The sequence below is a fragment of the Rhodococcus sp. NBC_00294 genome, assembly GCF_036163995.1.
Taxonomy (GTDB): Bacteria; Actinomycetota; Actinomycetes; order Mycobacteriales; family Mycobacteriaceae; genus Rhodococcoides.
In genome coordinates this window covers 1,252,781-1,275,634 of the sequence record NZ_CP108043.1, presented here as the reverse complement: position 1 = coordinate 1,275,634, position 22,854 = coordinate 1,252,781, and the positions used below count along the sequence as shown (strand labels likewise).

The window sequence follows — 22,854 nt, the reverse complement described above, 5'->3', positions numbered from 1 at the left end:
CCGCGTCAGGTCAGACATGCTGCGCCGCCCGGCAACTGGTAGATGTGGACGGCGTTGCCGTCCTCGAACGTGTCCGAGATGCGGCCGTCGGTGATCGGGACGTCGCGACCCTCGCCGACCACCGACGCCGTCGACACCGCGCAGTCGACGGTGATCTCCGCGTCGACCGGACCCGGCTCGGTGGATCCGGCGAGAATGTAGAGCGCATCACCGTGGATGCGGGTCGACGTCGCGATCCGGGAGTCGTGGTGCACCAGTCCGTCCACCGAGGGGGAGTTCAGGACCGGGGCGAGTTCCGCGACCTCCCGACCGGTTCTCTCGATTCCCTCCCTCAGTTCGCTGCCGCAGTCGCGAATCGCGTGCTGGGTGGGACAGGGCCCCCCGAAGTTGTGAACGAAGTAGGTGATTCCGCGGGCTCCGGCGATGAGACTGCTCCACACGGCGGCTCGGATCTCCGGCACCGTGATGGTGGGGGCCCACTCCTCACGGAACGGATGTCCCACCTCGACGAATCCCCACACCGGTCGGCTTCCCGGCGGATCGACGAGCGACCGGACGCGCTCCACCGTCCGCCCGTAGTTGGCAGCGAGACGGCACCTGTCGTCCGGAACGGTCTCGCCGTCGTTGACCAGCCCGCCGCCCTCGGTCCCGGCGCACACCGAGGGGTCGGTGAACCAGTACACGTCCGCGGACACCACGTCCTGGTACTCGTTCACGAAGCGGCCGGCCTGCTCGTCCGACTCCCAGTACGCGACTCCCTTGCCGTAGTTGGTGAAACGCAGAGCCCCGTCCGGCGCGTCCTCGGCGGCCTTCGCCATCACCGAGTACCCGCACGGCTCGTCGGACGGTTCGCAGACATCCCCTTCGCCCGGCCTGAGTCCGGTAGCCGCAGCACTTCCGGGACCCGCCCACATGTCCGCCTCGTCGGCGGTGAAGTAGCCGGCCACCGGGCCCTCCGGTGTGCTCGAGCTCGTGATCGCGTACATACCGTTGTCGGCGATGCGTTGCAGGTCCGTGTCCGCCGTCGGCTCGAGATACACGTTGATGCCGGCGGCCTTCTCCACGGGCCACCCCGTGTCGTCGACCACCGACTCGGACCACACCGCCATGGGGAAGAAGTCGGGGTCGTCGGGCAGAGAGTCGGTGAATCGCGAGTAGAAGTCGGGACCACCGTCGACCTGACGCACGACCACGGACGAGGACGAGACGGGCGTGGGAGACGCGGCCGACGTCCCCGGCGGTTCGATCGCGGTGCACCCGCTGATCGCGAGGACCAGGACCGCGAGAACCGTGCCGACTCGTGTGCGTCTCATGACGGAGAACCTCTCGGAAGTCGAGCACCGGAATACACACCCGACGAGCGGCGGTGTCTCGTTGTGGGGCCCACTGTTCCATCTCTCGAACCCGGAAACCATACCGATGGGCAAGGTGTCATTCGATCGACCGATCCTTCTCCTCGGAACGGACCCGAAGAGCAGTCGTGCGGTATGTTATCGACGACGGTTGGTTCATCGGGGGGTGCACGACCGACCTCACCGCTCTGCGCGGCCGATCGCGAGGAACCACCACATGGTAAGCAGCACAGCGCCTCCGGGACGTCGCGCCGGCTCGGAGTCGTCAGTCGGTGCGATCCCGCTGTTGCTTCGGATCATCGTCGTGGCGGCTCTGGTGCTTCCCGCCAACATGGTGTTCGCACCCATCGGGGCCGTGGGATACGCCGCGATGCTGGTTGCCATCGCGATGTTCGTCGTGTGGGCCGCTGCCGTGGTGTGGCGCGCACACGACCCCATTCCTCATCGCCACCCCGCACGGATCGGACTCGCAGCACTGTGGCTGTCGTCCGTCCTGTCCTACATCCGCATGTCCGACGTCGACGAGGTGCAGCGAGCGTCCGCGGATCGGTGGATCCTGACGATGTTCGCGATCACGGCCCTCATCGCCGTCACCGCGGAGACCGTCCGCACCCTCGACCACGCGATGACACTGTCGCGTACCTTCGTTCGCGCGGCGACGGTGTGTGCGGCCGTCGCGCTGTACCAGTTCGTCATGAAGACGGACCCGCTCGACCACGTCCGCACTCTGATGGTCGGGATGACGGACAACGGTGGAGCGACGACCTTCCAGGCGCGCGGTCTGCTGACTCGGGTCGCCGGCAACACCTTCACTCCGATCGAACTGGGACTCGTCCTCGCGATGGTCCTTCCGCTCGCGGTGTGGCGGGCGCTCCACGACCCGTCCGGACGGGCCTGGGTGCACTGGACCCAATGTGGTGCAATTGCATTCGCTTCCGTCATCACGGTGTCGCGGTCAGCCATTCTCGGTCTGGTCGTCGGGGCGATCGTCACGGTGCCGTTCCTCCCCCGTTTCGCGCGTCGCTGGTCGGCGATCGCCATCCCCTTCGTCGTGGTGGTTCTCTTCGTGTCCGTACCCGGTCTGATCGCCACGCTTCGGGCCACGCTGTTCGCGGACGCCGAGTCGGATCCGTCGCTGCTCACGCGCGTGAACAACTACCCGAGAATTCAGGCGATGATCGAACGTCACCCGTTCTTCGGTAGCGGACCGGCAACCTACATGCCGACCAATGCCCTGCAGATCCTGGACAACGAATACCTCAACAGTGCCATCGAACTCGGGCTCATCGGCGTGGTCGCACTGATGCTCTTCATGCTCACGCCCGTCGTAGCGGCTGTGGGAGTGGCGTTCTGGTCGAGTGAGCCGTCGCTTCGGTTGCTGGCGGCAAGCGTCGGGGCCGCGTGCGCCGTCGCCGCCGTCGGTTCGGCAGTGTTCGACTCGCTGTCGTTCCCGGTCTTCACCATCGTCTTCCCGATCTTCGTCGGGTTGTCCGGAGCGGTCTGGATGATCGCTCGGAACACGGCACCTCGCGGATCGGCCGCACCCTCATGATCACCGAAAGGCTCTCGCTATGGATCCGATGACAGTCGTGCGCATCGTGTGGCGTCACAAGTACATCGCCCTACCGTTCGCCGTGCTCGCCGGTGCACTGGTCGTGGGAGCGCTCTTCTTCGGTCCGCGCGCGTACCAGGCATCGTCGTCCTACGCGATGATCACCCCGTCGCTGCCCAGCGATCTCGCGATCGACGCGGACCCGGAACTCGGTGCCAGAGCTGACAATCCGTATCTCCGATCCACCGATCCCACACTCGTACTCGAGGTCGGTCGCACTCGTCTGTCGTCGGAGGACGTCGGTTCGATCCTCGAGAACGAGGGGCTGTCGACCGAGTTCACTGTCGGCCAGGGCCTCGCCACCACCGCTCAGATCCTGACCATCACCGCGTCGGCACCCGACCCTGCCGTGGCCGTCGCGACCGCTGCACGACTGGGCGAACTGCTGAGTGTCCAGGTACGGGACGCTCAGTCGGTGAACGGCGCGTCCCCGGAGTTCATGATCACGATCCAGCCGATCAACATCCCCACCGGAGCCGTGGAGCGAGTGTCGAGCCGTCTTCGCAATGCTGCGGTGGCCGGAATCGGCGGCATCGTGCTGCTGGTCGGCGCCATCTCCGTGGCCCGTGCGCTGGACGACCGTCGACGGACCCCGTCGAAGCCCCCGGTGGAGCCGTCGACTCGGACCCGGCCGGACGACGGGACGACGAGCACGCTCGACCTCCGTCGCGCGACACCCGTGTCGGACGATCAGGAGGTCACGCGTCCGGTACCCGTGGTGTCGGCTCTGCCGGCTCCCGAACCGTCCCTGCCGTCCCCACGGCCGCAGACTCCGGCGGCCACGCCCGCGCCCACCAGAATCCCGGCGCGGCCGCACGGTCGGCCCACCACGACGCCGACCGGCACGCCGATCGACCGGGTCGACGGCACCGGACCGAATCCCGTACCGGCACGGGAATCCGCCACCACACGCTCCGCGACCACCGTGGAGCCGAAGACCTCGACGAGACAACGCCCACCGAGCATGCCGTCGGTCATCCCCGCGCGTCGGCCGACACCGGCCACCACACCGGCTCTGACCGTGCAACATCGGACACCGGACGAGACGACCACGACGACCGTCACCAGGTCACGGACCGGCAGCTCCGTACGACCCACACCGCGCATCGGGCGACCGAACGGAGACACGGCCGATCGCTCGGCTCGGACGCGAGACGAAGCCGATCGTCAGTAGACGCCGTCGCGGTGCCACCGCCGCCATGCGGCCTGTGACCGCAGTCGGCGGGCGACCCTGTCGGCGACGTAGGACGGGCGGACAGCCGATCCCGCTCCGCGGCGCACTCTCGCGTCGACGGTGGCCCACGCCGTCGTGCCGATGATGCCCGGGTCGACGCCGGCCGCGAACCTTCGACAGCGGTCCACGAGGTCGAGATCGACCGCGCGCCGGTCGAAAGCCCCGCGGGCACGCTGCAGGGCGTCGCGAGCGAGAGCGTTCCGAGCGGCGGCGTACATCTCCGCGGCGCCGTCCACCTCACCTGCTGGACCGGAGAACAGGGTGTCGAAGGCCGCGCGCCGCTCCGACAGGTCGCGCATCGGATCCACCTCGCGGGCGGACAGACTGGCGGGGTGGTCGCGATGCCAGGCCTGATCCACACCGCGGATGTAGGCGACGTCCGCGAACGCTGCCAGTCTGAACCACATCTCCATGTCGTGGGTGTGGGCGAGCGGCATCTGACCTCCGACCTCGTTCACCAGCGACATTCGCATCATGACTTCCGGCGAGGTCACCACGTTGAGTGCATCGACGCACCGGTCGCGCAGCCATTCCCCGTCGGACCAGATGGTCACGTCCCTGATCCGGGTGGACGGCGCCGGACACACGTCCCCGGACATGTGCAGGGGGTGGCCATACACCATTCCCACACCGGGCCGGTCCCGCAGCACTCGTGCGGACCGCTCGAGCGAGCCGGGTGTCAGCATGTCGTCGGCGTCCAGGCGTACCAGGAACTCCCCGCGTGCGCGGGCCAGACCATCGTTGAAGGTCTCGACCGGGCCGCGGTTGGTGGTGTGTGCCAGGACGGAGACCATCGAGAAGCGTTCCGCCAGAGCGGTGGCCACGGCGAGGCTGTCGTCCGTCGACGCATCGTCGACGATCACGACCTCCACGTCGACCTCCGTCTGGTCGAGGACGGACATCACCGCCGACGGCAGGAAGTGCGCGTAGTCGAAGCAGGGGACGACGACCGACACGGTCGCTCGTCGACCGTCAGCGGTACTCGCGAGCGGGAACGGGACCCGACGCACGGTGTCAGGCGGTCCGGCCGTCGGCGGACGACGCGACCGGTGACGGATGTACGACCCTGTACGCGAGGAACTTCGCAACCTCGCGAGCCGATCGCGCGAGCGCGCGTGGTTCACGCCCCGGCGCACTCGACAGGACGTCCTCGTACATCGACTCGAGTGCCGACGCCAGGACCGTCAACGAGTACCGTCGCCGAGCCAGTTCGAGGCCGTACACACCCAGTTCGGTGCGCAGGGCCCGGTCATCGAGCACGCGCACGATCTCCGGTTCGAAGTCGGCGGCACCGCGCCCTCCCCGGCCGAACCATCCCGCGTAGAGGAACTCGTCGACGGTGTCGGGAGTCAGCAGCTTCCAGTAACCGCCCTCACCCTGCACCACCAGAGGCTTCCCGAACGCGAGACCCTTCAGGGCCGAGCTGCCCATCCCGATCATGACGTCGGCGGCGTCGTACGCCGGCCGCGGATCGAGCAGCTGTCCCGTCACGTGGATCACGGTGCGGCCGTGATCGGCATTGACGATGTCCGCTCGTCGCCTGACCTCGTCGAGACCGGTACCGTCTCCCACGATCACCATCGTCACGCGTCGATCGTGCGCGAGTCGGCCGAGAACGTCGAGGGCGACGAGTGTGCCCTCGAGCTTCTCGAGGTCGGAGGTCAGTCGGCAGACCGTGGTCACCACGATCTCGTCGTCCTCGAATCCGAAGACGGCGCGGGCCGCCGCACGATCACCGGCAGTGTTGAGATCCGTGTCGATGGGCGGCTCGGTGAGTAGCACTCTCTCGTGCACCGCGCGCCTCTGGTCCACCATCTCGCGGGTACTGAGAGTCATGGGCAGATGCCGGGGCAGGAAATCGTCGACGACCATCGACAGCACCGTCATGAGTACGGGCACCCCGAACCTCAGGTGCGGCCCGAACGTCGCCTCCAGGCTCGGACCCCACTCGTACGCATGGATCAGATCGATACGTTCACGTCGGACGATGTCGACGAGCCTCCGGACGGACCCTGGCGACAGGTCCGCGTCGGTTCGTTTGACGATGCGGGGCACCCCGACCTCGTCGACGAGCGGATCGAGGACGCCGTGCGGTGCGTACAGCACCACGTGGTGTCCCATGTCGCGCACCTTGGCGGCCAGCTCTATCGCATTGATCTGGCTGCCTCCCATGGACATCTGGTGCGGAATGACGAGAATTCTCACGGCGTCATCACTTTCTCGACCTCGTTCCGAACTGCGAGCGTCAGTGCTGTGACCAGCGACCGACCGGATTGGTCCCAGGACCCCGGACGGCGCGCGCGCCCCATGGCGCTCGCTCTTCCCGTCACGTCGTGGTGGTCGACGACGTCGCAGAGCGCCGTGGCGAGCGCACCGGGTGTGGGTTGCGCCCACACCACACCGGGATGCACCACATCAGCGCGTGCTCGCGGCGACTCGTTGACGACGGGAACGGCGCCGCACATCGCCATCTCCTCCACCACCAGCGAGATGTTCGTGAACGAGAGCCCTATTCCGCCGACACACGAGTTGTACAGAGCCGCGAGCTCTTCCGGGGTGAGCACACCGTGCTCGACGGCGGGAGCAGACATGGACAACGGACGCGGGCCGATCAGGTGAATGGTCTGATCGGGTCGTCGGGCGTGGAACTCGTCCAGCGCCACGCCGGCCAGAATCGATCCTCGTCGCGCCGTGTCCGGCCTCGAGTAGAAGGCGATCCCGTGACGGGGAGTCGCTCCGCGCACCCGATACGTGTCCGTGTCGCAACCGAACTCGATCACCGAACTGTCGACTCCCACGTTCGTGCGGATCTCGTCGTGCACCATGTGACCCAGCGCCAGAAGGTGGAAGCCGAAGCGGTAGGTGTCCTCCGCCAGTGCGTATTCGCTGCCCGGCGGGTAGAAGTACGGTTCGTAGTCCTGCACGAAGTAGAGTCGCGTTCCGGGGATGTCACCCCGGCCGGCGAGGACGTGCGCCGACTGCCAGGACGTGGCGACGTACGCGTCCGCGACACCGAGGCCGGCGTCGATGTCCTCCACCGCGGCCCGGACATGTGGCCACCTGGCCCTGATCGTCTCTCGATACCGCGCCAGATCCACCCCGTGCGGGTCGTACAGGAGAATTCGGCACTCGTGTCCGGCATCCTCCAGCGCCGCCACCATCCGGAACATCGTCGCGTGTCCCCCGGATGCTGCTCCCGGCGGAGAACACACCCATCCGACCACCAGCGCGTCGGACATCTGCCTCGTGGACGGCGGTGGCAGACGCACCGACGACGAGTCGACGATGTCGCCGACGCGAATCGGGAACTCCAGTCTGTGAGCGCCGGTCCGGTCGTAGAGACGGCGTACCACTCGCTGCGTCAACTCGTGAACCGAGCCCGAGGACACGAGCCTGCCGACGCGGGACGACCTCGTCACGACGACCCCCGGATCGCACTCACCAGTGCGGCGACCACCGTCTGTTGCTGCTGTTCGGTGATGTGCGGGTGCAGCGGCAACGACAGGATCTCACCGGCAGCCGCCTCCGCCACCGGGTGCGCCCCGACCCCACGCCCACGGTGCGCGAGGGCGGGTGTGAGGTGCAGTGGGACGGGATAATGCACTCCCGCACCGATACCCAGTTCGCCGAGACGCGTGACGACACGATCCCGATCCTGGACGCGGACCACGTAGAGGTGCCACACGTCGTCGTTCCCCGACGCCGACTGCGGCGTCACCACCTCGGGCACGTCGGCCAACATCTGCTCGTACCGCGCGGCCGCGGACCTGCGGCGGGTGTTCCAGTCGTCGAGCCGAGTCAGCTTGAGCGACAACACGACCGCCTGCACCGCGTCGAGGCGGGAATTGAAACCGAGAATCTCGTGGTGATACTTCGCCACGCTGCCGTGCGCGCCGAGCATGCGCGCAGTCCGAGCGAACTCGTCGTTCGACGTCACCACGGCACCCGCATCACCCACGGCACCCAGGTTCTTGCCAGGATAGAAACTGGTGGCGGACACGTCGCCCAGCGTTCCGGCCGTCCGTCCACCCCGCCGTGCGCCCTGCGCCTGGGCACAGTCCTCGACGATCGAGATTCCCGCGGCCGCGCACGACGACACCAGGTTCTCCACCGGGGCCACCTGACCGAACAGGTGCACGGGAACGATCGCACGCGTGCGGGGTGTCAGGACCTCCGCACAGGATGCCGGATCGAGAAGCAGATGGTCCGGATCGACGTCCGCGAACACCGTCACGGCACCGATTCGCTCGACCGCCTCGGCGGACGCGACGAAGCTGTTCGCGGGAACCACCACCTCGTCGCCCGGGCCGACCCCCACACTGCGGAGGGCGATCTCGAGCGCGTCGGTCCCGTTCGCCACTCCGATGCAGTGCGTGGAGCCGAGATAGTCGGCGTACGCACTCTCGAACTCCCGGACCGGAGACCCACCGATGAACGCCGTGTCGTCCACGACTCGGCGGAGCGCCGGCCACAACTCGTCGCGGATCTCGCTGATCTGGGCGCCGAGATCCACCAGCGGGATCGGGCCTCCTGCAGGGCGAACTGCGGCGATCGACTGATCGACAGTCGTCATCGAACTACTCCTCGTCTCGGTGCTGCGGTGGTGTTCTCGTCTTTCATCAGGGCGACGACCCATCCGTGCAGGGCTGCGGCGTAGACGCACGCCGCCGCGCCGCCTCCCGTGACCACGGCGAGCCAGGGGTTCGAGATGAGGGACACTGCGGCGAACGCCGCGGCCGCTGCGGGCACGAAGGCCATCAGGGGACGAATCGCCGCACGACCCAGCGCGCCGATGTCCGCCCCTACTCGGTGCACTGCGATCAGATACAGGGGCAGGACGACGACGAGGCCCACCGCGGTGTGCGACCACCCGACACCCTCGATGCCCCCCACACGGGCACCGACGATGCTCGCCGGCACCAGGATTCCGATCCACAGCACCTGGATCGTCAGCACCACGCGCGATGCACCGTGTGCGAGCAGGTAGGTCGCGAAGAGATCGAACATGACTCGCAGCGTCGCGAACACTCCGAGGGCCACCAGGGCTCCTGATGCGTCGGTCCAGCGGTCGCCGTAGAGCACCGAGATGACGGGTGCGGCCATCACGGCGAGCAGCACCCCGGTCGGAAGAGCGCCTGCCCAGGTGAGCGCACCGGCCCGCGCGAGTGCAGCCCGCCGTCCGCCCACACCCCCGGCCTGTTCGGACTCCCGTGCGAACCACGGTAGAGCCACCGCGCGCACGATGGTGCCCATCGCATTGGTCGGCCAGGTGGAGATGTTGAAGGCGAGTGCGTAGAAGCCGAGTGCGACGTCCCCGACGACTCTCGCCACCACGAGGTTGTCGATGCTCACGACCGACCACGACAGCACGTTCGCTGCAGCGATCGGAGCTCCGAACGCCAGGGCCGGCCGCAGTCTCGACCGGTCGAACCCGAAGTGCGGCAGCATGTCCGCACGAAAGAACTGCACGCCCGTCGCACACAGCTGACCCGCGATCCGGGCGATGGCCAGCGACATCGGTCCCACATCGGCCAGTACCAGGACGACGGTCACCGCCGCACTGACGACGAAGTCGGCGGACGCGGCGGCCAGAAGGGACTTCTGATCGAACCGCCGCAACAGGAAGGCGTACGGGACGACGCCCGCCGATGCCAGCGGGATCGACAGCCCGAGCACGGCCACGACCGCCGCCGAGCCCTCGACGGCGAACGTGCGCTCGATCAGAGGTGCGGCGGCGAGAAGCACCAGGGCGAAGACGCACCCGACGACGAGGCTGATGGTCGCCGTCGTCGGTGCGTCGCCGTGCGGGTCCTTCGACCGAACGAGGCCCGAGGACAGACCCAGGTCGGCGATCGAGGTGAGAACCGTCGACACCGTCAAGGCGACCGCGAACACGGCGAAGTCCTCGGGCACGAACATGCGTGCCAGGAAGATGCCCACCCCGAGGCTGCCGAGACGAAGCCCGATCGATCCCACACTGCCCCAGGCGATGGCACCCTTCACCGAATGGTCGTCGGTGATCGTCACGGAACACTCACGGGCGCTGCGCCATCACCGTGACCACACGACGGTGCTCGTCGTCCGTCATCGCGTGGAAGAGCGGCAGAATCAGCGTCGACGCGGTCAGGTGCTCCGTCACGCTCAGATCACCGACGACCGCGTCGCTGCCCTGATATGCGGGCTGCATGTGGGAGGCCATGATGCCCCTGCGCGCCGAGATGTCGTCGGCCGCCAGATCACGGAGATAGTCGTCTCGGCTGCGCGCGGCATCCGGTCCGATCTCGACCCAGAACGACTGGAAGTTCGCCTCCCCGTTCTCGGGATCGGCCACGCATCGCAGACCGCGCACACCGGCGAACGCGTCCCGGTACCGCTGCGCAAGTGCGCGACGCCGCTCGATGACGGCGTCCAGCCTGCTCAACTGGACCAGGCCTACCGCGGCCTGCAGGTCGGTCATGCGGTAGTTGTAGGCCACCTCGGTGTAGGTCTCGGCCGCGGGCAGAGTGTCCTCGTGCCGTGACGCCGCGGATCTGCTGGTGGCGTGCTCACGCAGTGACCGCGCACGGTCGGCCCAGTCCGCACGATCTGTCGTCACCATCCCGCCCTCCCCGGTGGTGAGGATCTTGCGGGGGTGGAACGACCAGGCCGCGATGTCCGCACCGACACCCACGGGGCGACCCCGGTAGGTGGCGCCGGCGCCGCACGCGGCGTCCTCGACGACCACGATGCCCAGCGGGTCGGTGACTTGCCGGATGTGGTCGATCGCCACCGGCACACCGCCTTGATCGACGGCGACGACCGCGCGCGTCCGAGGTGTCAGAACGGCCGCGAGCGTGGTCGCGTCCATGTTGCCCGTCGTCCGGTCGACGTCGGCGAAGACCGGTCGAGCCCCGACGTACCGCACCGCGTTCGCCGTCGCGACGAAGGAGAACGACGGCACGACGACGTCGTCTCCCGGTTCGATCCCCGCCACTACGAGAGCGAGGTGCAGGCCGGTCGTGCAACTGCTCACCGCGACTGCGTGGTGCACGCCCATGCGGCGCGCGAACGCGGCCTCGAACTCCGCCACACGCGGACCCTGTGCGATCCAGCCGGACTCGAGCGCCGCCGTCACTGCGGCGATCTCCTCGGCTCCCAGCCAGGGGCGCATGACGTCGAGCCGAGTCACGTCGTGGACGCCGTCAGACCGGAACCGGACGCCGTCAGGCCCGACACCGCGTGTCGACGCGGTCGCCACCAGTCGACGAGTGCTCGCAGACCGTCCTCCAGTTCGACCGATGCCGAGTACCCGAGATCCACTGTTGCGGAGGATGTGTCGGCCAATCGTCGGGTCACGGCGTTGACCGTCCGGGCCGGCCCGAACTCGATCGGAAGATCCGAGCCCATGACGCGCAGCAACGCCTCCGCCAGCTCCCGCAGGCTCGTCTCACGACCACTGCCGATGTTGTAGACGCCGTCCACGATCGAGGACGATGCGGCAGCAATGTTGGCGCGTGCGATGTCCTCGGTGTACGCGAAGTCCATCGTCTGAGTGCCGTCTCCGAAGATCAGGGGTGAGCGCCCGTCGGTGATCCGCTCCATCCACCGAACGAGCACCTCGGTGTACAGACCGTGGACGTCCATTCTCGGTCCGTAGACGTTGAAGTACCGCAGGGACACGTGATCGGTGCCGTACATGGCGCGGAAACTCCGGAGCATGCCCTCGCCGAAAGACTTCGCCGCGCCGTAGAAGGTGTCGTTGTTGTGGTGATGATGACGCTCCCCGGTCGGGAACGTCTCCGCGAGGCCGTACACCGATGCGGAGGAGGCGGACACGATCTTGTCGACGCCGTTCGCAGCGGCGGCCTCGAACACGGTGAAGGTCCCGTCGACCAATACCTCGAGTGCGAGCCGAGGCTCCTCGGCACACTGTGTGATCCGGATTGCCGCCTGATGGAACACCACATCTGCGCCCGACACCACGTCGTTCACGAGATCGCGATCGCGGATGTCGCCTTCGACGAGTTCGACGCGCGGATCCTCGAGCGATTGCTCCAGGTTCTCGCGACGCCCCCGCGTGAGGTTGTCGAGCGCGATGATTCGAGAGCACCCGGCATCGACGAGCTGATCGACGATGGTCGATCCGATCGTGCCGGCACCGCCCGTGACGACAGCCGTGGCACCGTTCAGTTCGGTCATTCCATGTCCCCGGTCTCGGAATCGACGTGGCGGGGCCGGACGGCCTCACCGTGGTGAGCGGCGCTGTGCGACGCGGCCTCGAGCACCGAGAGCACGCGGAGCCCGGCGGCACCGTCGGTGCGAGCGGGCCGATCCTCCCGGATCGCGGCCGCGAACTCGCCGACCATGAGCCGCAAGGCTTCCGTCTCCGCCAGGGCCGGCACGGTGATGTCGCCCAGCCGGTACGAGACGGCGGCGCGTCGACGGTCGTCCTGGCTGGGCTGTCCCATCGTCACCCCACGGTCGTGGAGCGACACTCGCCGGATCGGGTCGAGGTCGTCCCAGACCAGGGTGCGGTGGCTTCCACCGATCACCATCTGACGAATCTTTGTCGGTGACAACCAGTTCACGGAGATGTGCGCGGACGCACCGTCGCCGATCTCGACGGTGAGGTGCGAGACGCACGACTTCCCGGACCCCAGCGGGTCGGACTCCGTGGCCGACACCCGAGTCGGGGCCAGCCCACCCGGAAGGATGTAGTCGAGCACCGAAAGATCATGCGGTGCCAGGTCCCACAACACGTCGACGTCGGGCTGAATCAGTCCGAGATTGATCCTGGTGGACTCGATGTAGAGGATGCGGCCGAGCATCCCCTTCGCGATCACGTCGTGGATGTACTGCACGGCCGGTGTGTAGCAGTAGGTGTGGTCGATCATCAGGGTCAGGCCGGCGTCGCTCGCCGTCCGCACCATCTTGGACGCGTCCGCCGAGCCAGGGGCCAGCGGCTTCTCCACCAGCACATGCTTTCCCGCGTCCAGAGCCGCCAGGGCGATACTGGCGTGCGTCGCCGCCGGTGTGGCGATGGCCACCGCGTCGACATCGGCGCGCGCCAGGACGGCCTCGACACTGGTCTCCACGTCCACCGTCGACCGCTCGCCGACCACGGCGAGCGCTCGGGACTCGTCACGATCGCATACGGCGACCAGATCCCAGGCCGGGTGTGCCCGAAAGTTCCTGGCCAGGTTCGGTCCCCAGTAGCCGGCGCCGATCACAGCTACTCCGTAACGTCTCGTCATCGTGCCGTGGTGCCCTTCTTCTCAGTCGACGGATCCGAGTCCGCCACCAGGTAGGCGCCGCGAAGACGGAACCATGCTTCCGGACCCTGGACGACGTAGCGACGCGCGAGCCGCCGCGGCTCCATGGCCAGGCGGAACAACCATTCGAGCCCGTGTTCGCTGAAGAAGTGCGGCGCTCGTGAGACCTCACCGGCCATGAAGTCCGCGGCGGCACCGAAGGCGAGCAGCAACCGCGCACCGGTCACGTCACCGAACTCCTCGATCCAGAGTTCCTGGGTCGGCTTACCCAGACTGACGACCACGATGTCGGCGCCGGCCGTCCGGACCTGCTCTGCCATCTCCCGTGCGAGAGTGGGACTTTCGACGGTCGTCCGGTCCGGTTCCCAGTACCCGACCACATCGAGTGCCGGGTAGTCACGACGGAGCCGCTTGCCGAGCAACTCGTGCACCCGAGGAGTTCCCCCGACGAATCCGACGGAATTGCCCATGGTCTCCGCGACACGCAGGATGTCCGGGAGCAGATCCGATCCCGTCAACCTCGGCCACTTGGTCCCGGTCAGGTCGTTCGCCCTGTCGACGATCGGCTGGCCGTCGGCCAGAAGTAGCCACTCGTGGGTCGGGCGCTCGTCCGGCAGGTTGAGGCGCGACCGCTCGATGCCGCCGAAGTGGTGGATGTGGTCGAGATTCACCGACCCGATCGCCAGCGGTTTACCGCCTGCCAGCCGGTCACGAACCATGTCGAGCACGTGCGGCGAACCGCACAGATCGACGCGAGTACCTGCGACGATCATGCGTGCCGTCCGTTGCGGACACGAGTTCACCCGGCCGGGAGGACCGGGCCGGACGAGACGCTGCCCCTGGTGGAGCGGTGCGGGTGCGGGGGTGAGCCGCAGTTCAGTCGGGAGGGACGCATCGTCCGGCGCCCCGAGCGCCGTGGAACCGTTCATGAACTTCCTCGAATGATCAGCCTCGAACTGGACTTGCGGCAGAGCGGCAGGAGCGCGGGGACGAACTGCGTCCGACAGGACTGCAGCGATTCCCTCAGCCGCGAGCAGCACGACAGTTCTCGCGGCGAACTGTGCGGTTCGAACTGTAGGCCGAAACAGTCCACGAATCGCTTTTTGCTCGCTAAATCATTCGTTCGAATGAGAAATACACCGTATCGCGGTATGTACGAATCTATTTCGCAGACACACCACGCACGTGATTGCGCCCGCGCATCCGCGAACTCGAGTCAGGCCCGAAGCCCCCGCCACGCGAGGCTCTCGAGAAGGTCGACCGCCTGGTGCACGTCGATCTCGCCGCCGGCGACCCTGTCGGCCACGGCCTCGCCGGCACCGACCAGGGCGACGGCCATCAGTCCGAAGTTGTGTTCCGGCCGCGGGTCCTTGGTGCTCATCTCGAGCAGCGACGCGGTGAGGCTGATCAACCGATCGCGGCTGCTCTGCACCTGACCGGCGAAGGCCTGCTGGCCGATCGCCTGCCGGTAGAGCACCATCCACGACGAGCGGTGCTCGTCCACGAACGTGAGGAACCCGAGCAATGCCTTGCGCAACTGCTCGCGGGGAGTGAGCGTCGGGTCCGCCGCGGGAGTCATCGCAGCGACGAACTCGAGGCCCTCCCGATGGATGCACGCGGCGAAGAGCTCGTCCTTGCTGCCGTAGTACAGGTACAGCATGGGTTTCGAGATCTCGGCTCGTGCGGCGATGGAGTCCATCGACGTGCTGTGAAAGCCGTTCTCGGAGAACACCTCGATGGCGGCGTCGAGCATCTGCTGCTCACGGACGGCGCGCGGCAACCGCTTGGTTCCGCCTGCCATGCGTCCTCCCCGGAGCTGTCCGCCGTACGACCTCCCGACTCTACGTCACCGTCCGCGGGACAAGTCAGGCGCAGCCGAGGGCTCCCTTGGCCGTAAGGACGGTCCGGGCCGCGTCGTCCACGCGCGCATCGCTCAACTCCCCGGACGCCACGGCCGCCTCGAGACGGTCGAGGACGCTCGGCACCGCGTCGGTGGTGATCCAGAGGGCGACGTCGGCCCCGGCGACGAGAGCGGCCAGGGCCGCGTCCTCGATGCCCAGTCGCGACGTGATCGCCGCCATGCCGGACAGGTCGTCGGTGAAGATCGGGCCGGTGAACGGCGCCGCCCCGTAGCCGGTGCCGTCACGTAGCAGCGCCATCGCGGCGGGACTGATGCTGGCGGGCACGCCCTCCGTCGTCAGGCCCGGAACGTCGAGGTGTCCGACCATGGCACCCACTCCGGTGGACACGAGATCGCGGAACGGAACCAGGTCGCGGGCCTGCAGTTCGGACAGCGGCGGTGTCGTGACGGCGCCGGTGTGCGAGTCGCCGGATCCGGAGCCGTGCCCCGGGAAGTGCTTGATCACGGGCATCACCCCGGCGTCGCGGAGACCGCGCGCAGCAGCTCCGGCGTACGCGACGACGGTGGCGGGATCGTCCGAGTACGACCGGTCACCGATCACCGAGTCGTCGGGCTGGCTGCTGACGTCCACGTCGGGAGCAAAGTCGACGGTGATGCCGAGATCCTTCAGTCCACGTCCGCGCTCGAGCCACATCTCGTACGTCTGATCGGGGGTCATCGTGGCGGCGGTCTCGCGTGCCGAGGGCACCGAACCGAGCAGGTCGGCTGCCCGCGACACCCGGCCGCCCTCCTCGTCGATCGTCACCATGACGGGCACGGTGGCGGCCGACTGCATGCGATCGACGCCGCCGCCGGTGAGCATCGTCTTGTCGGTCCAGCTGCCCACGAACACACCACCCACCTGCTCGGCGCCCACCACCGCCACGGCGTCCTCGGTCCCGGTGACCCCGACCGTCAACAGCTGGGCGAGCCGCTGCCGCAGCGTCATGGCGTCGATGGCGGTGGCGCACGCATCGGGCGTGACCGCAGGCATCTCGGACGTCGACACGACCGCCGAGGGAGCCGAGGGCGATGCCGTGGCCGCACCGGTGGTGGTGGGTGCGGGAGCCGCCGCGTCCCCCGTCCCGCACGCCGTCGTGGCGATCGCGCACGTCGCGACCAGGGTCAGAACTCGGCGCAGGTACATACCCGAAACGTTATCGCGTGAGTCTCCCCGCAACCCGACCGCGACGGTAAGATCGTCAGCCACCGCCACAAGCCTGGAGGCTCTCATGTCGTGTGACGTCATGTTGATCGCGTACGACGGTTCGGACAATGCGCGCAGTGCGGTGGACTACGCCGGCAGATTCCTCCAGGCGAAACGCGCCATCGTGCTCACCGCGTGGGAACCGATGGTGCGACAGGCGGCCCGCATGTCCGGCCTGTCCGGAGTGATGGCGCCGGAGTGGCTGCCGGACGAGCAGACCGAGGACATCGCACTCGCCGACGCGAAGGTCACCAACAGCGAGGGCCTCGAGCTGGCCGTCCGCGCCGGCATCAACGCCGACGGGCGCTGCGAGGAGTCGCACTCCGCCATCTGGACCACCATCGTCGAGACGGCGGACGAGGTGAACGCCGACATCATCGTCACCGGGACGCGCGGCCGGACCGGTCTGCGGTCGCTGCTGCAGTCGTCCTGTGCCGATCTCGTGCTCAAGCACAGCCATCGCCCTGTACTGATCGTGCCGCCCGGCAGATGAGTGACGGGCAGGCCGGAGGCCGGTCGAGGTGAACGGGCAGGCCGGAGGCCGGTCGAGGTGAACGGGCAGGCCGGAGGCCGGTCGAGGTGAACGGGCAGGCCGGAGGCCGGTCGAGGTGAACGGGCAGGCCGGAGGCCGGTCGAAGTGATAGGTTCTGCTCGTGAAATCCGCAGCGATCAGTGCCGTCATCGGCGTCGTGCTGGGAGTGGCCGTGGTGTTCGGCGCCACTGCCGCCGCCTCGTCCAACACCCGCCCCGAGGTCGATCGTTCCGGTAACGCCGAGTCCTCCCTCCTCAACCAGGTCGAGTACGGCAGCCGCTGACGTCCGATGCTCCCGTCACCGCGCCCGTAGGGGCCCGGTGGCGTTTCTTCTCCGCGGTCGGTGCGCTGATCCTGGCGTTCCTGCAGGCTCCCGGCCTGACCGTCGCCGACACCAAGTACGACCTGACGCAGAACCCGCTGGGGTTCCTCTCGCGTGCGTCCCACCTGTGGACGTCCGACGCCACCTTCGGCCAGGTACAGAACCAGGCGTACGGCTACTTCTTCCCGCACGGGTCGTTCTTCGCCCTCGGTGACGTGCTGGGGCTGCCCGGGTGGGTGACGCAGCGCCTGTGGTGGGCGGTGCTGATCTTTCTCGGGTTCTGGGGTGTCCTGCGCTTGTGCGAGGCCCTCGGGGTCGGGAGCCGCGGGTCGCGGGTGGTGGGTGCGCTCGCGTTCGTCCTCGCTCCGCGGGTGATCACCACCCTGGGGTCGATCAGTTCCGAGTCGCTGCCGATGATGCTGGCGCCGTGGGTGCTCATTCCCCTGGTCCGCGTCTTCTCCGGCCGCGCCGTGAGCATTCCGCGCGCCGCCGCGTGTTCGGCGCTGGCCGTCGCGGCGATGGGTGCCGTGAACGCCGTGGCGACGGCGGCAGCCACCCTCGTGGCGGTCGTGTGGTGGCTCGCGCACAGGCCGGACGCCCGGTGGCGCCGGTTCTCGCTGTGGTGGATCGGGTGTCTCGTCGCCGCGACGACGTGGTGGCTGGTTCCCCTCTTCATCCTGCGCGGCGTCAGTCCACCGTTCCTCGACTACATCGAGTCGGCCGGCACGACGACGCAGTGGGCCTCGCTGGTGGAGGTCCTGCGCGGCACGAGCAGCTGGACACCGTTCGTCTCGCCGGAACGCATCGCCGGCGCTGTGGTGGTGACACAACCCGCCGCGGTGATCGCCTCTGCCGTCGTGGCCGCGGCGGGAATGGCCGGGCTCTGCATGCGGTCGATGCCGGCACGCGGTCGGCTGACCCTGGTGCTGCTGATCGGGCTCGTGGGCATGACCGCCGGGTACGTCGGCGGACTGGCCTCCCCCGTCTCCGAGCAGGTGCGACTGTTCCTCGACACCTCCGGTGCGCCGCTGCGCAACATCCACAAGCTGGAACCGGTGATCCGACTGCCGTTGGCGCTGGGCCTCGCACAGTTGCTGGCGCAGGTGCCGCTGCCGGGTTCGGTGCCGTCGCCTCGCTGGCGTCGCGCGGCGTCGCACCCGGAACGGGAGCCCCTCGTCGCTTTCGCCGCACTCGTCCTGGTGGCACTCACCGTCTCGACCTCGCTGGCCTGGACCGGGCGGCTCGCGCCGCGGGGCGCGTACGAGGCCGTTCCGGCCGAATGGTCCGACGCGGCGGGCTGGTTGGCCGACCACGCGGGCACCGGAGCCGAGGAGTCCCGCGCGCTCGTCGTTCCCGGTGCGCCCCTGGCCGCTCAGCTGTGGGGGCTGACGCGGGACGAACCGTTGCAGGCGTTGGCGGCCTCGCCGTGGGCCGTCCGTGACGCGGTCCCGTTGGTGCCGCCCGGCGCGATCCGCGCCCTCGATTCGGTGCAGCGGCTTCTCGCGGACGGCAGACCGTCCGACGGGCTCGCCGACACGCTGGCATCGATGAACGTCCGCTACCTCGTGATGCGCAACGATCTCGACCCCGAGACGTCGCGTTCGACCCGGACCTCGCTGGCGCACCAGAGCATCGAGAACTCGCCCGGGCTCGAGCGGGTCGCGACCTTCGGCGACGACATCGGGCCCGGACGGGTGGACGGCATCGTCGCCGACTCCGACCTGCGCCCCACCTATCCCGCGATCGAGATTTTCGAGGCGACTCCCGGCACCCCCGCCGTCGCCGGCCCGTACACGGTGGTGGCCGACGACGTGCCCCGAGTGCAGGGCGGGCCCGAGGTCCTCGCTCGCCTGAACGAGCACCGCGAGCGCGGCGGCCTGGACCCGACTCCGGCGGGACCGGTACTTCTCGACGGCGACGCCCGGGCCGCCGGGCTCACGGTCGACGACGTCCTGGTGACGGACACCCCGATGAACCGCGAGGTGGACTTCGGCTCCGTCGACGATCACAGCAGCGCCCTGCGCACATCCGACGATCCCCGCCGCACACTCAATCTCGTGCCCGACTATCCGGTCGACGGTGCGCCGCTGGTCGAGGGCGCGTGGTCCGGTGCCCGGGTGTCCGTCTCCTCCTCGGCATCGGACGCCACCCAGTTCGGCGGCGCCTCGCCCGGCAACGGTCCGGCGGCGGCCGTCGACGGCGACGCCGCGACGAGTTGGGTGAGCAACGGCCTCGAGAGCTCTGTCGGTCAGTGGATCCAGCTCGACCTCGATCGCCCGGTGCAGTCCGGCCTGCTCGACTTCCGCACCAGCCCCGGCGCTCTGGGGTCACCGGTGAAATGGGTCGAGATCGAGACCGACAACGGGACCGCAGCCGCACGCATCACCGAACCGGGCGATCCGGTGACCGTCTCACTGCCTGCCGGCACGACGACGCGGATCCGGGTGACAGCCACCGAGACCGAGAACGGTTCGGTCGGAGCACAGTTCGGCGTCAGCGACCTTCGCCTCACCGATTACACGGATCCCGATGCACCGACACCGGTGGTCGTCCGGCACCTCACGGAGATGCCTGCTCCGGCCGACGGCGTCACGGTGACGGGATGGAATCTGGCACAGGAGCTTCCGGGCCGGACAGGCTGCGTCGACACGCCCGATCGAGTGCGCTGCGCGGGTGGCGTGGCCGTCGAACCCGAGGAACTCGACAGTTTCCAGCGCACGCTCTCGGTTCCCAGTGGCACGGCGGTGACCCCCGAACTCTGGCTGCGCTCGCGTCAGTCGTCCGCGCTGGAGGATCTCCTGCAGGACGCCACACGTCCGCAGGCTCGGGGTGCGGCCGAGGTCACCGACGTCCGGGGGTCGACCTTCGCCCTCACGGACGGCGACGACCGCACGTCCTGGACCGCGAGTCAGGACTCGATCGAGGGCCGGGCCGGAACGTATCCCACCGTCACTCTCGAACTGCTGCAACCTGTTTCGGTCGACGGGCTCGATATCGCCCAGAGCCTCGGCGCACTGCCGTCTCATCCGACCAGGATCGCGGTGAACCTCGGGACCGGCCCCCAGGTCCGCGACGTCGACGCGGACGGCGACACCAGAGTGTCCCTCGAACCGGCGGTGACCGACCAGATCATCGTCTCGCTGCTGGACTGGGACGACGTACTCGACCGCACGGCACTGGGATTCGACCAGGTACGGCCTCCCGGTCTGGCCGAGATCACGGTGCTCTCCGAATCCGGTACCGCGTCCGCGGGGGCGGCGTTCGATCCCGACCGCCCGATCGTGACGTCGTGCGCGACCGGCCCCACCCTGACCATCGCGGATCAGCTCGTCCGCACCGCCGTCTCGACGACGGCCGGGGCGTTGGCCACCGGCGCACCGATCCGTGCGTCTCTCTGCGAGGGCGATGTCCCCGTCGCGGCGAACGTCTCCAATCCTGTTCCGCTGCCCTCGGGTTCGCAGTCCGTGTCGGTGGACCCGGGCGACGCCTTCGTCGTCGACAGCGTCGTGCTGCGCACGGCACCACTCGCTGCGTTCCCGGGCGCCGGCCCCACGCCCGTGGCGGTCACCGCGGACGAGTGGACCGCCGACTCCCGCCGCGTCGTCGTGACCGGGTCCTCGACTCAGCGCATTCTCGTGGTGCCCGAGAGCACCAACCCGGGATGGGTGGCAACGCGCCCGGACGGCGAGGTGCTCACCCCGGTGATCGTGAACGGGTGGCAGCAGGGGTGGATTCTCCCCGCCGGCCTCTCGGGCGAGGTGACCCTGACGTTCCCCGCCGACACCTGGTACCGCACGGCGATCGTCGCGGGCCTGGCGCTTCTCGCGGCTCTGGCCGTGATGACGATGCGGCGCCGCCCGTCGGACCCCGCGACGGCACCGACACCCACCTGGCAACCCGCCCTCGTCGGCCACGCGGGGCTGTTCGCCGCCGTGTGGGTCATCGGTGGGCTCGCCGCACTCGGCTGGCTGGCGGCTCTCACCGTCGCGGTCGCCGCCGTCGACCATCGCTGGGGTGCCCGTGTCCGCGGTCGTGTGCTCGTCGCGATCGCGGGGCTCGGACTCAGTGTCGCCGGGGCGATGCTGTCGACCGGCCCCTGGCGTGATCCCGACGGGTACGTCGGCCACTCGGCCGTCATTCAGCTCGCAGCGCTGGCATCCGTCGGCGCCGTGGCGCTCGCGGCGCTTCCCTCGTTCGCCCGGATCCGGTCGGCCCTGCGCGCTTCCCGCCGACGCAGTGCGACACGGACCGGCTCCTCCACCAGCGCGTAGCTCGCCGCGGCGACCGGCAGCGTCAACACGACCGTGGCACCGGCGACGAGGAGGAACTGCCCGCCGAACGGGGACACCCCCAGCACGGGGAACACCACGGCCAGCACCGCGAGGTGCCAGATGAAGATGCCGTAGGACCACCGGCCGATCATCAGCGCGAACGGACCCGACAGCCACCGGGTACGGACACCCGTTCCGACGGCCAGGGGCGCGATGAGACAGAACGCGACGACGGCGCCCAAAGCCACCTTGACCGCGAACTGCCATGCCGCCGGCGTCGTGAGGTCCTGCGCGCCCGCGATCGGTGTCGACGACGCCGCGAAGGCCGCCGCCGCGATGCCGGTGAGCAACCATCGTCGGCTCGCGATCCGGACGACCAGCGGGACAGCGGGCAGGTCGGAGACAGGTCGGGACTCGCGTAGTGCCAGCTCGGCAGCAGCCTCGGCCACCACCATCCCGGCCGCGAACCACGCCAGGTAGCCGGGCAGCCAGTTCTCGATGTTCACGCCGTCCGCAGTGGAGATCGGGAGAAAGGTCCACCCGAGCGACAGGGCGGACACCCCGACCAGCACCGGCGTGCGCAGACGGGCTCGGGGTCCGCGGAGCGCGGCCATGGCAACCCCGATGAACGGGAGCAGCAGATAGAACGCCACCTCGACGGACAGCGACCACATCTGGGTCATGCCCTGCGTCAACGTCAACGGGACGAACACCTGCACGAGGGTCAGGTTGGCGATCCACACCCGGACGCCACCACCCGCACCCGGCAGCAGGGCCAGCACGACGACGACCACGAGCCAGTACGCGGGCAGGATGCGTGCCGCGCGGTGCACCAGATAGGTACGGACGGACGGCCTCGGCCGCGAGCCGCGCGCGGCGGCCGCGTGGGGTCGCCACAGCAGGAACCCCGAGAGCGCGAAGAACACGGCCACCGCGAGATCGAGACGGCCGAGCAGCGGGCCCACGAGGGGTGTGCCCGTCGATCCCGTCTGGAACGCGACGTGGGTCAGCAGCACGCCGACGGCCGCGAGACCGCGCATCCCCTCGAGCGCGGGCACGAATCCGCCGATGCGCGGATCGACGCGGGCCTTCTCTGCAGTGGTCATCGTCAGGAGAGTCTGCCGCATCGCACCCGAACTCGGAGCGGCCCAATACGTTAGTGTTCGACCCATC

General features: G+C 68.7%; 17 protein-coding genes and 1 pseudogene. 5 read left to right on the top strand and 13 right to left on the bottom strand.

Annotated elements, in window-relative coordinates:
- Positions 1 to 5: 5 nt before the first annotated feature.
- Positions 6 to 1,313, bottom strand: a complete 1,308-nt coding sequence (locus OHB23_RS06005; protein WP_328811097.1) for a hypothetical protein — start codon at positions 1,311 to 1,313, stop codon at positions 6 to 8.
- Between the two features lie 256 nt (positions 1,314 to 1,569).
- On the opposite strand from OHB23_RS06005, the gene OHB23_RS06000 reads away from it, so the two are divergent.
- Positions 1,570 to 2,904, top strand: coding sequence for an O-antigen ligase family protein (locus tag OHB23_RS06000; protein ID WP_328811096.1), 1,335 nt, complete (start codon positions 1,570 to 1,572; stop codon positions 2,902 to 2,904).
- 19 nt (positions 2,905 to 2,923) lie between these two features.
- Entirely contained in the window at positions 2,924 to 4,138 is a 1,215-nt protein-coding gene (locus OHB23_RS05995; protein WP_056441299.1) for a hypothetical protein, read from the top strand.
- Here OHB23_RS05995 and OHB23_RS05990 read toward each other — a convergent pair.
- The 11 genes from OHB23_RS05990 to OHB23_RS05940 all read right to left on the bottom strand — a co-directional run bounded on the left by OHB23_RS05990 (position 4,132) and on the right by OHB23_RS05940 (position 16,496).
- Entirely contained in the window at positions 4,132 to 5,154 is a 1,023-nt protein-coding gene (locus tag OHB23_RS05990) for a glycosyltransferase family 2 protein (RefSeq protein ID WP_328811095.1), read from the bottom strand. The two genes, OHB23_RS05995 and OHB23_RS05990, sit on opposite strands and share 7 nt — an antisense overlap.
- 58 nt (positions 5,155 to 5,212) lie before the next feature.
- Entirely contained in the window at positions 5,213 to 6,403 is a 1,191-nt protein-coding gene (locus tag OHB23_RS05985) for a glycosyltransferase (RefSeq protein WP_328811094.1), read from the bottom strand.
- Entirely contained in the window at positions 6,400 to 7,617 is a 1,218-nt protein-coding gene (locus tag OHB23_RS05980; RefSeq protein ID WP_328811093.1) for a rhamnosyltransferase WsaF family glycosyltransferase, read from the bottom strand. The genes OHB23_RS05985 and OHB23_RS05980 overlap by 4 nt, the downstream gene beginning before the upstream one ends.
- On the bottom strand, positions 7,614 to 8,771 hold the full coding sequence (locus OHB23_RS05975) for a DegT/DnrJ/EryC1/StrS family aminotransferase (RefSeq protein WP_328811092.1): 1,158 nt from the start codon (positions 8,769 to 8,771) through the stop codon (positions 7,614 to 7,616). The genes OHB23_RS05980 and OHB23_RS05975 overlap by 4 nt, the downstream gene beginning before the upstream one ends.
- On the bottom strand, positions 8,768 to 10,225 hold the full coding sequence (locus OHB23_RS05970; RefSeq protein ID WP_328811091.1) for an oligosaccharide flippase family protein: 1,458 nt from the start codon (positions 10,223 to 10,225) through the stop codon (positions 8,768 to 8,770). Before OHB23_RS05970 ends, OHB23_RS05975 begins: the two co-directional genes overlap by 4 nt.
- 7 nt (positions 10,226 to 10,232) lie before the next feature.
- Positions 10,233 to 11,366, bottom strand: a complete 1,134-nt coding sequence (locus OHB23_RS05965) for a DegT/DnrJ/EryC1/StrS family aminotransferase (RefSeq protein WP_328811090.1) — start codon at positions 11,364 to 11,366, stop codon at positions 10,233 to 10,235.
- A complete protein-coding gene (locus tag OHB23_RS05960) occupies positions 11,363 to 12,376 on the bottom strand; it encodes an SDR family NAD(P)-dependent oxidoreductase (protein ID WP_328811089.1) in 1,014 nt (337 codons plus the stop codon). Before OHB23_RS05960 ends, OHB23_RS05965 begins: the two co-directional genes overlap by 4 nt.
- A complete protein-coding gene (locus tag OHB23_RS05955; protein ID WP_056441280.1) occupies positions 12,373 to 13,431 on the bottom strand; it encodes a Gfo/Idh/MocA family protein in 1,059 nt (352 codons plus the stop codon). The genes OHB23_RS05960 and OHB23_RS05955 overlap by 4 nt, the downstream gene beginning before the upstream one ends.
- Positions 13,428 to 14,222: a WecB/TagA/CpsF family glycosyltransferase gene (locus OHB23_RS05950; protein WP_328811088.1), complete on the bottom strand. Its 795-nt coding sequence runs from the start codon at positions 14,220 to 14,222 to the stop codon at positions 13,428 to 13,430. The genes OHB23_RS05955 and OHB23_RS05950 overlap by 4 nt, the downstream gene beginning before the upstream one ends.
- 443 nt (positions 14,223 to 14,665) lie before the next feature.
- Entirely contained in the window at positions 14,666 to 15,250 is a 585-nt protein-coding gene (locus OHB23_RS05945) for a TetR/AcrR family transcriptional regulator (protein ID WP_027506190.1), read from the bottom strand.
- A 64-nt stretch (positions 15,251 to 15,314) separates the two neighbouring features.
- Positions 15,315 to 16,496, bottom strand: a complete 1,182-nt coding sequence (locus tag OHB23_RS05940; protein ID WP_328811087.1) for a glycoside hydrolase family 3 N-terminal domain-containing protein — start codon at positions 16,494 to 16,496, stop codon at positions 15,315 to 15,317.
- A gap of 85 nt (positions 16,497 to 16,581) precedes the next feature.
- On the opposite strand from OHB23_RS05940, the gene OHB23_RS05935 reads away from it, so the two are divergent.
- From OHB23_RS05935 to OHB23_RS05925, 3 genes are all read left to right on the top strand, one after another.
- Complete coding sequence (locus tag OHB23_RS05935; RefSeq protein WP_328811086.1) at positions 16,582 to 17,049, top strand: universal stress protein; 468 nt, start codon at positions 16,582 to 16,584, stop codon at positions 17,047 to 17,049.
- Positions 17,050 to 17,209: 160 nt separating this feature from the next.
- Positions 17,210 to 17,371: a DUF2613 domain-containing protein gene (locus tag OHB23_RS05930; protein ID WP_285186808.1), complete on the top strand. Its 162-nt coding sequence runs from the start codon at positions 17,210 to 17,212 to the stop codon at positions 17,369 to 17,371.
- The gene (locus tag OHB23_RS05925; RefSeq protein WP_328811595.1) at positions 17,368 to 21,681 is read left to right on the top strand and encodes an alpha-(1->3)-arabinofuranosyltransferase; all 4,314 of its coding nucleotides are present in this window, start codon (positions 17,368 to 17,370) and stop codon (positions 21,679 to 21,681) included. Before OHB23_RS05930 ends, OHB23_RS05925 begins: the two co-directional genes overlap by 4 nt.
- A 17-nt stretch (positions 21,682 to 21,698) precedes the next feature.
- On the opposite strand, the pseudogene OHB23_RS05920 reads toward OHB23_RS05925, so the two are convergent.
- Positions 21,699 to 22,787: pseudogene (locus tag OHB23_RS05920) on the bottom strand (acyltransferase family protein); the annotation flags it as partial.
- Positions 22,788 to 22,854: the final 67 nt, after the last annotated feature.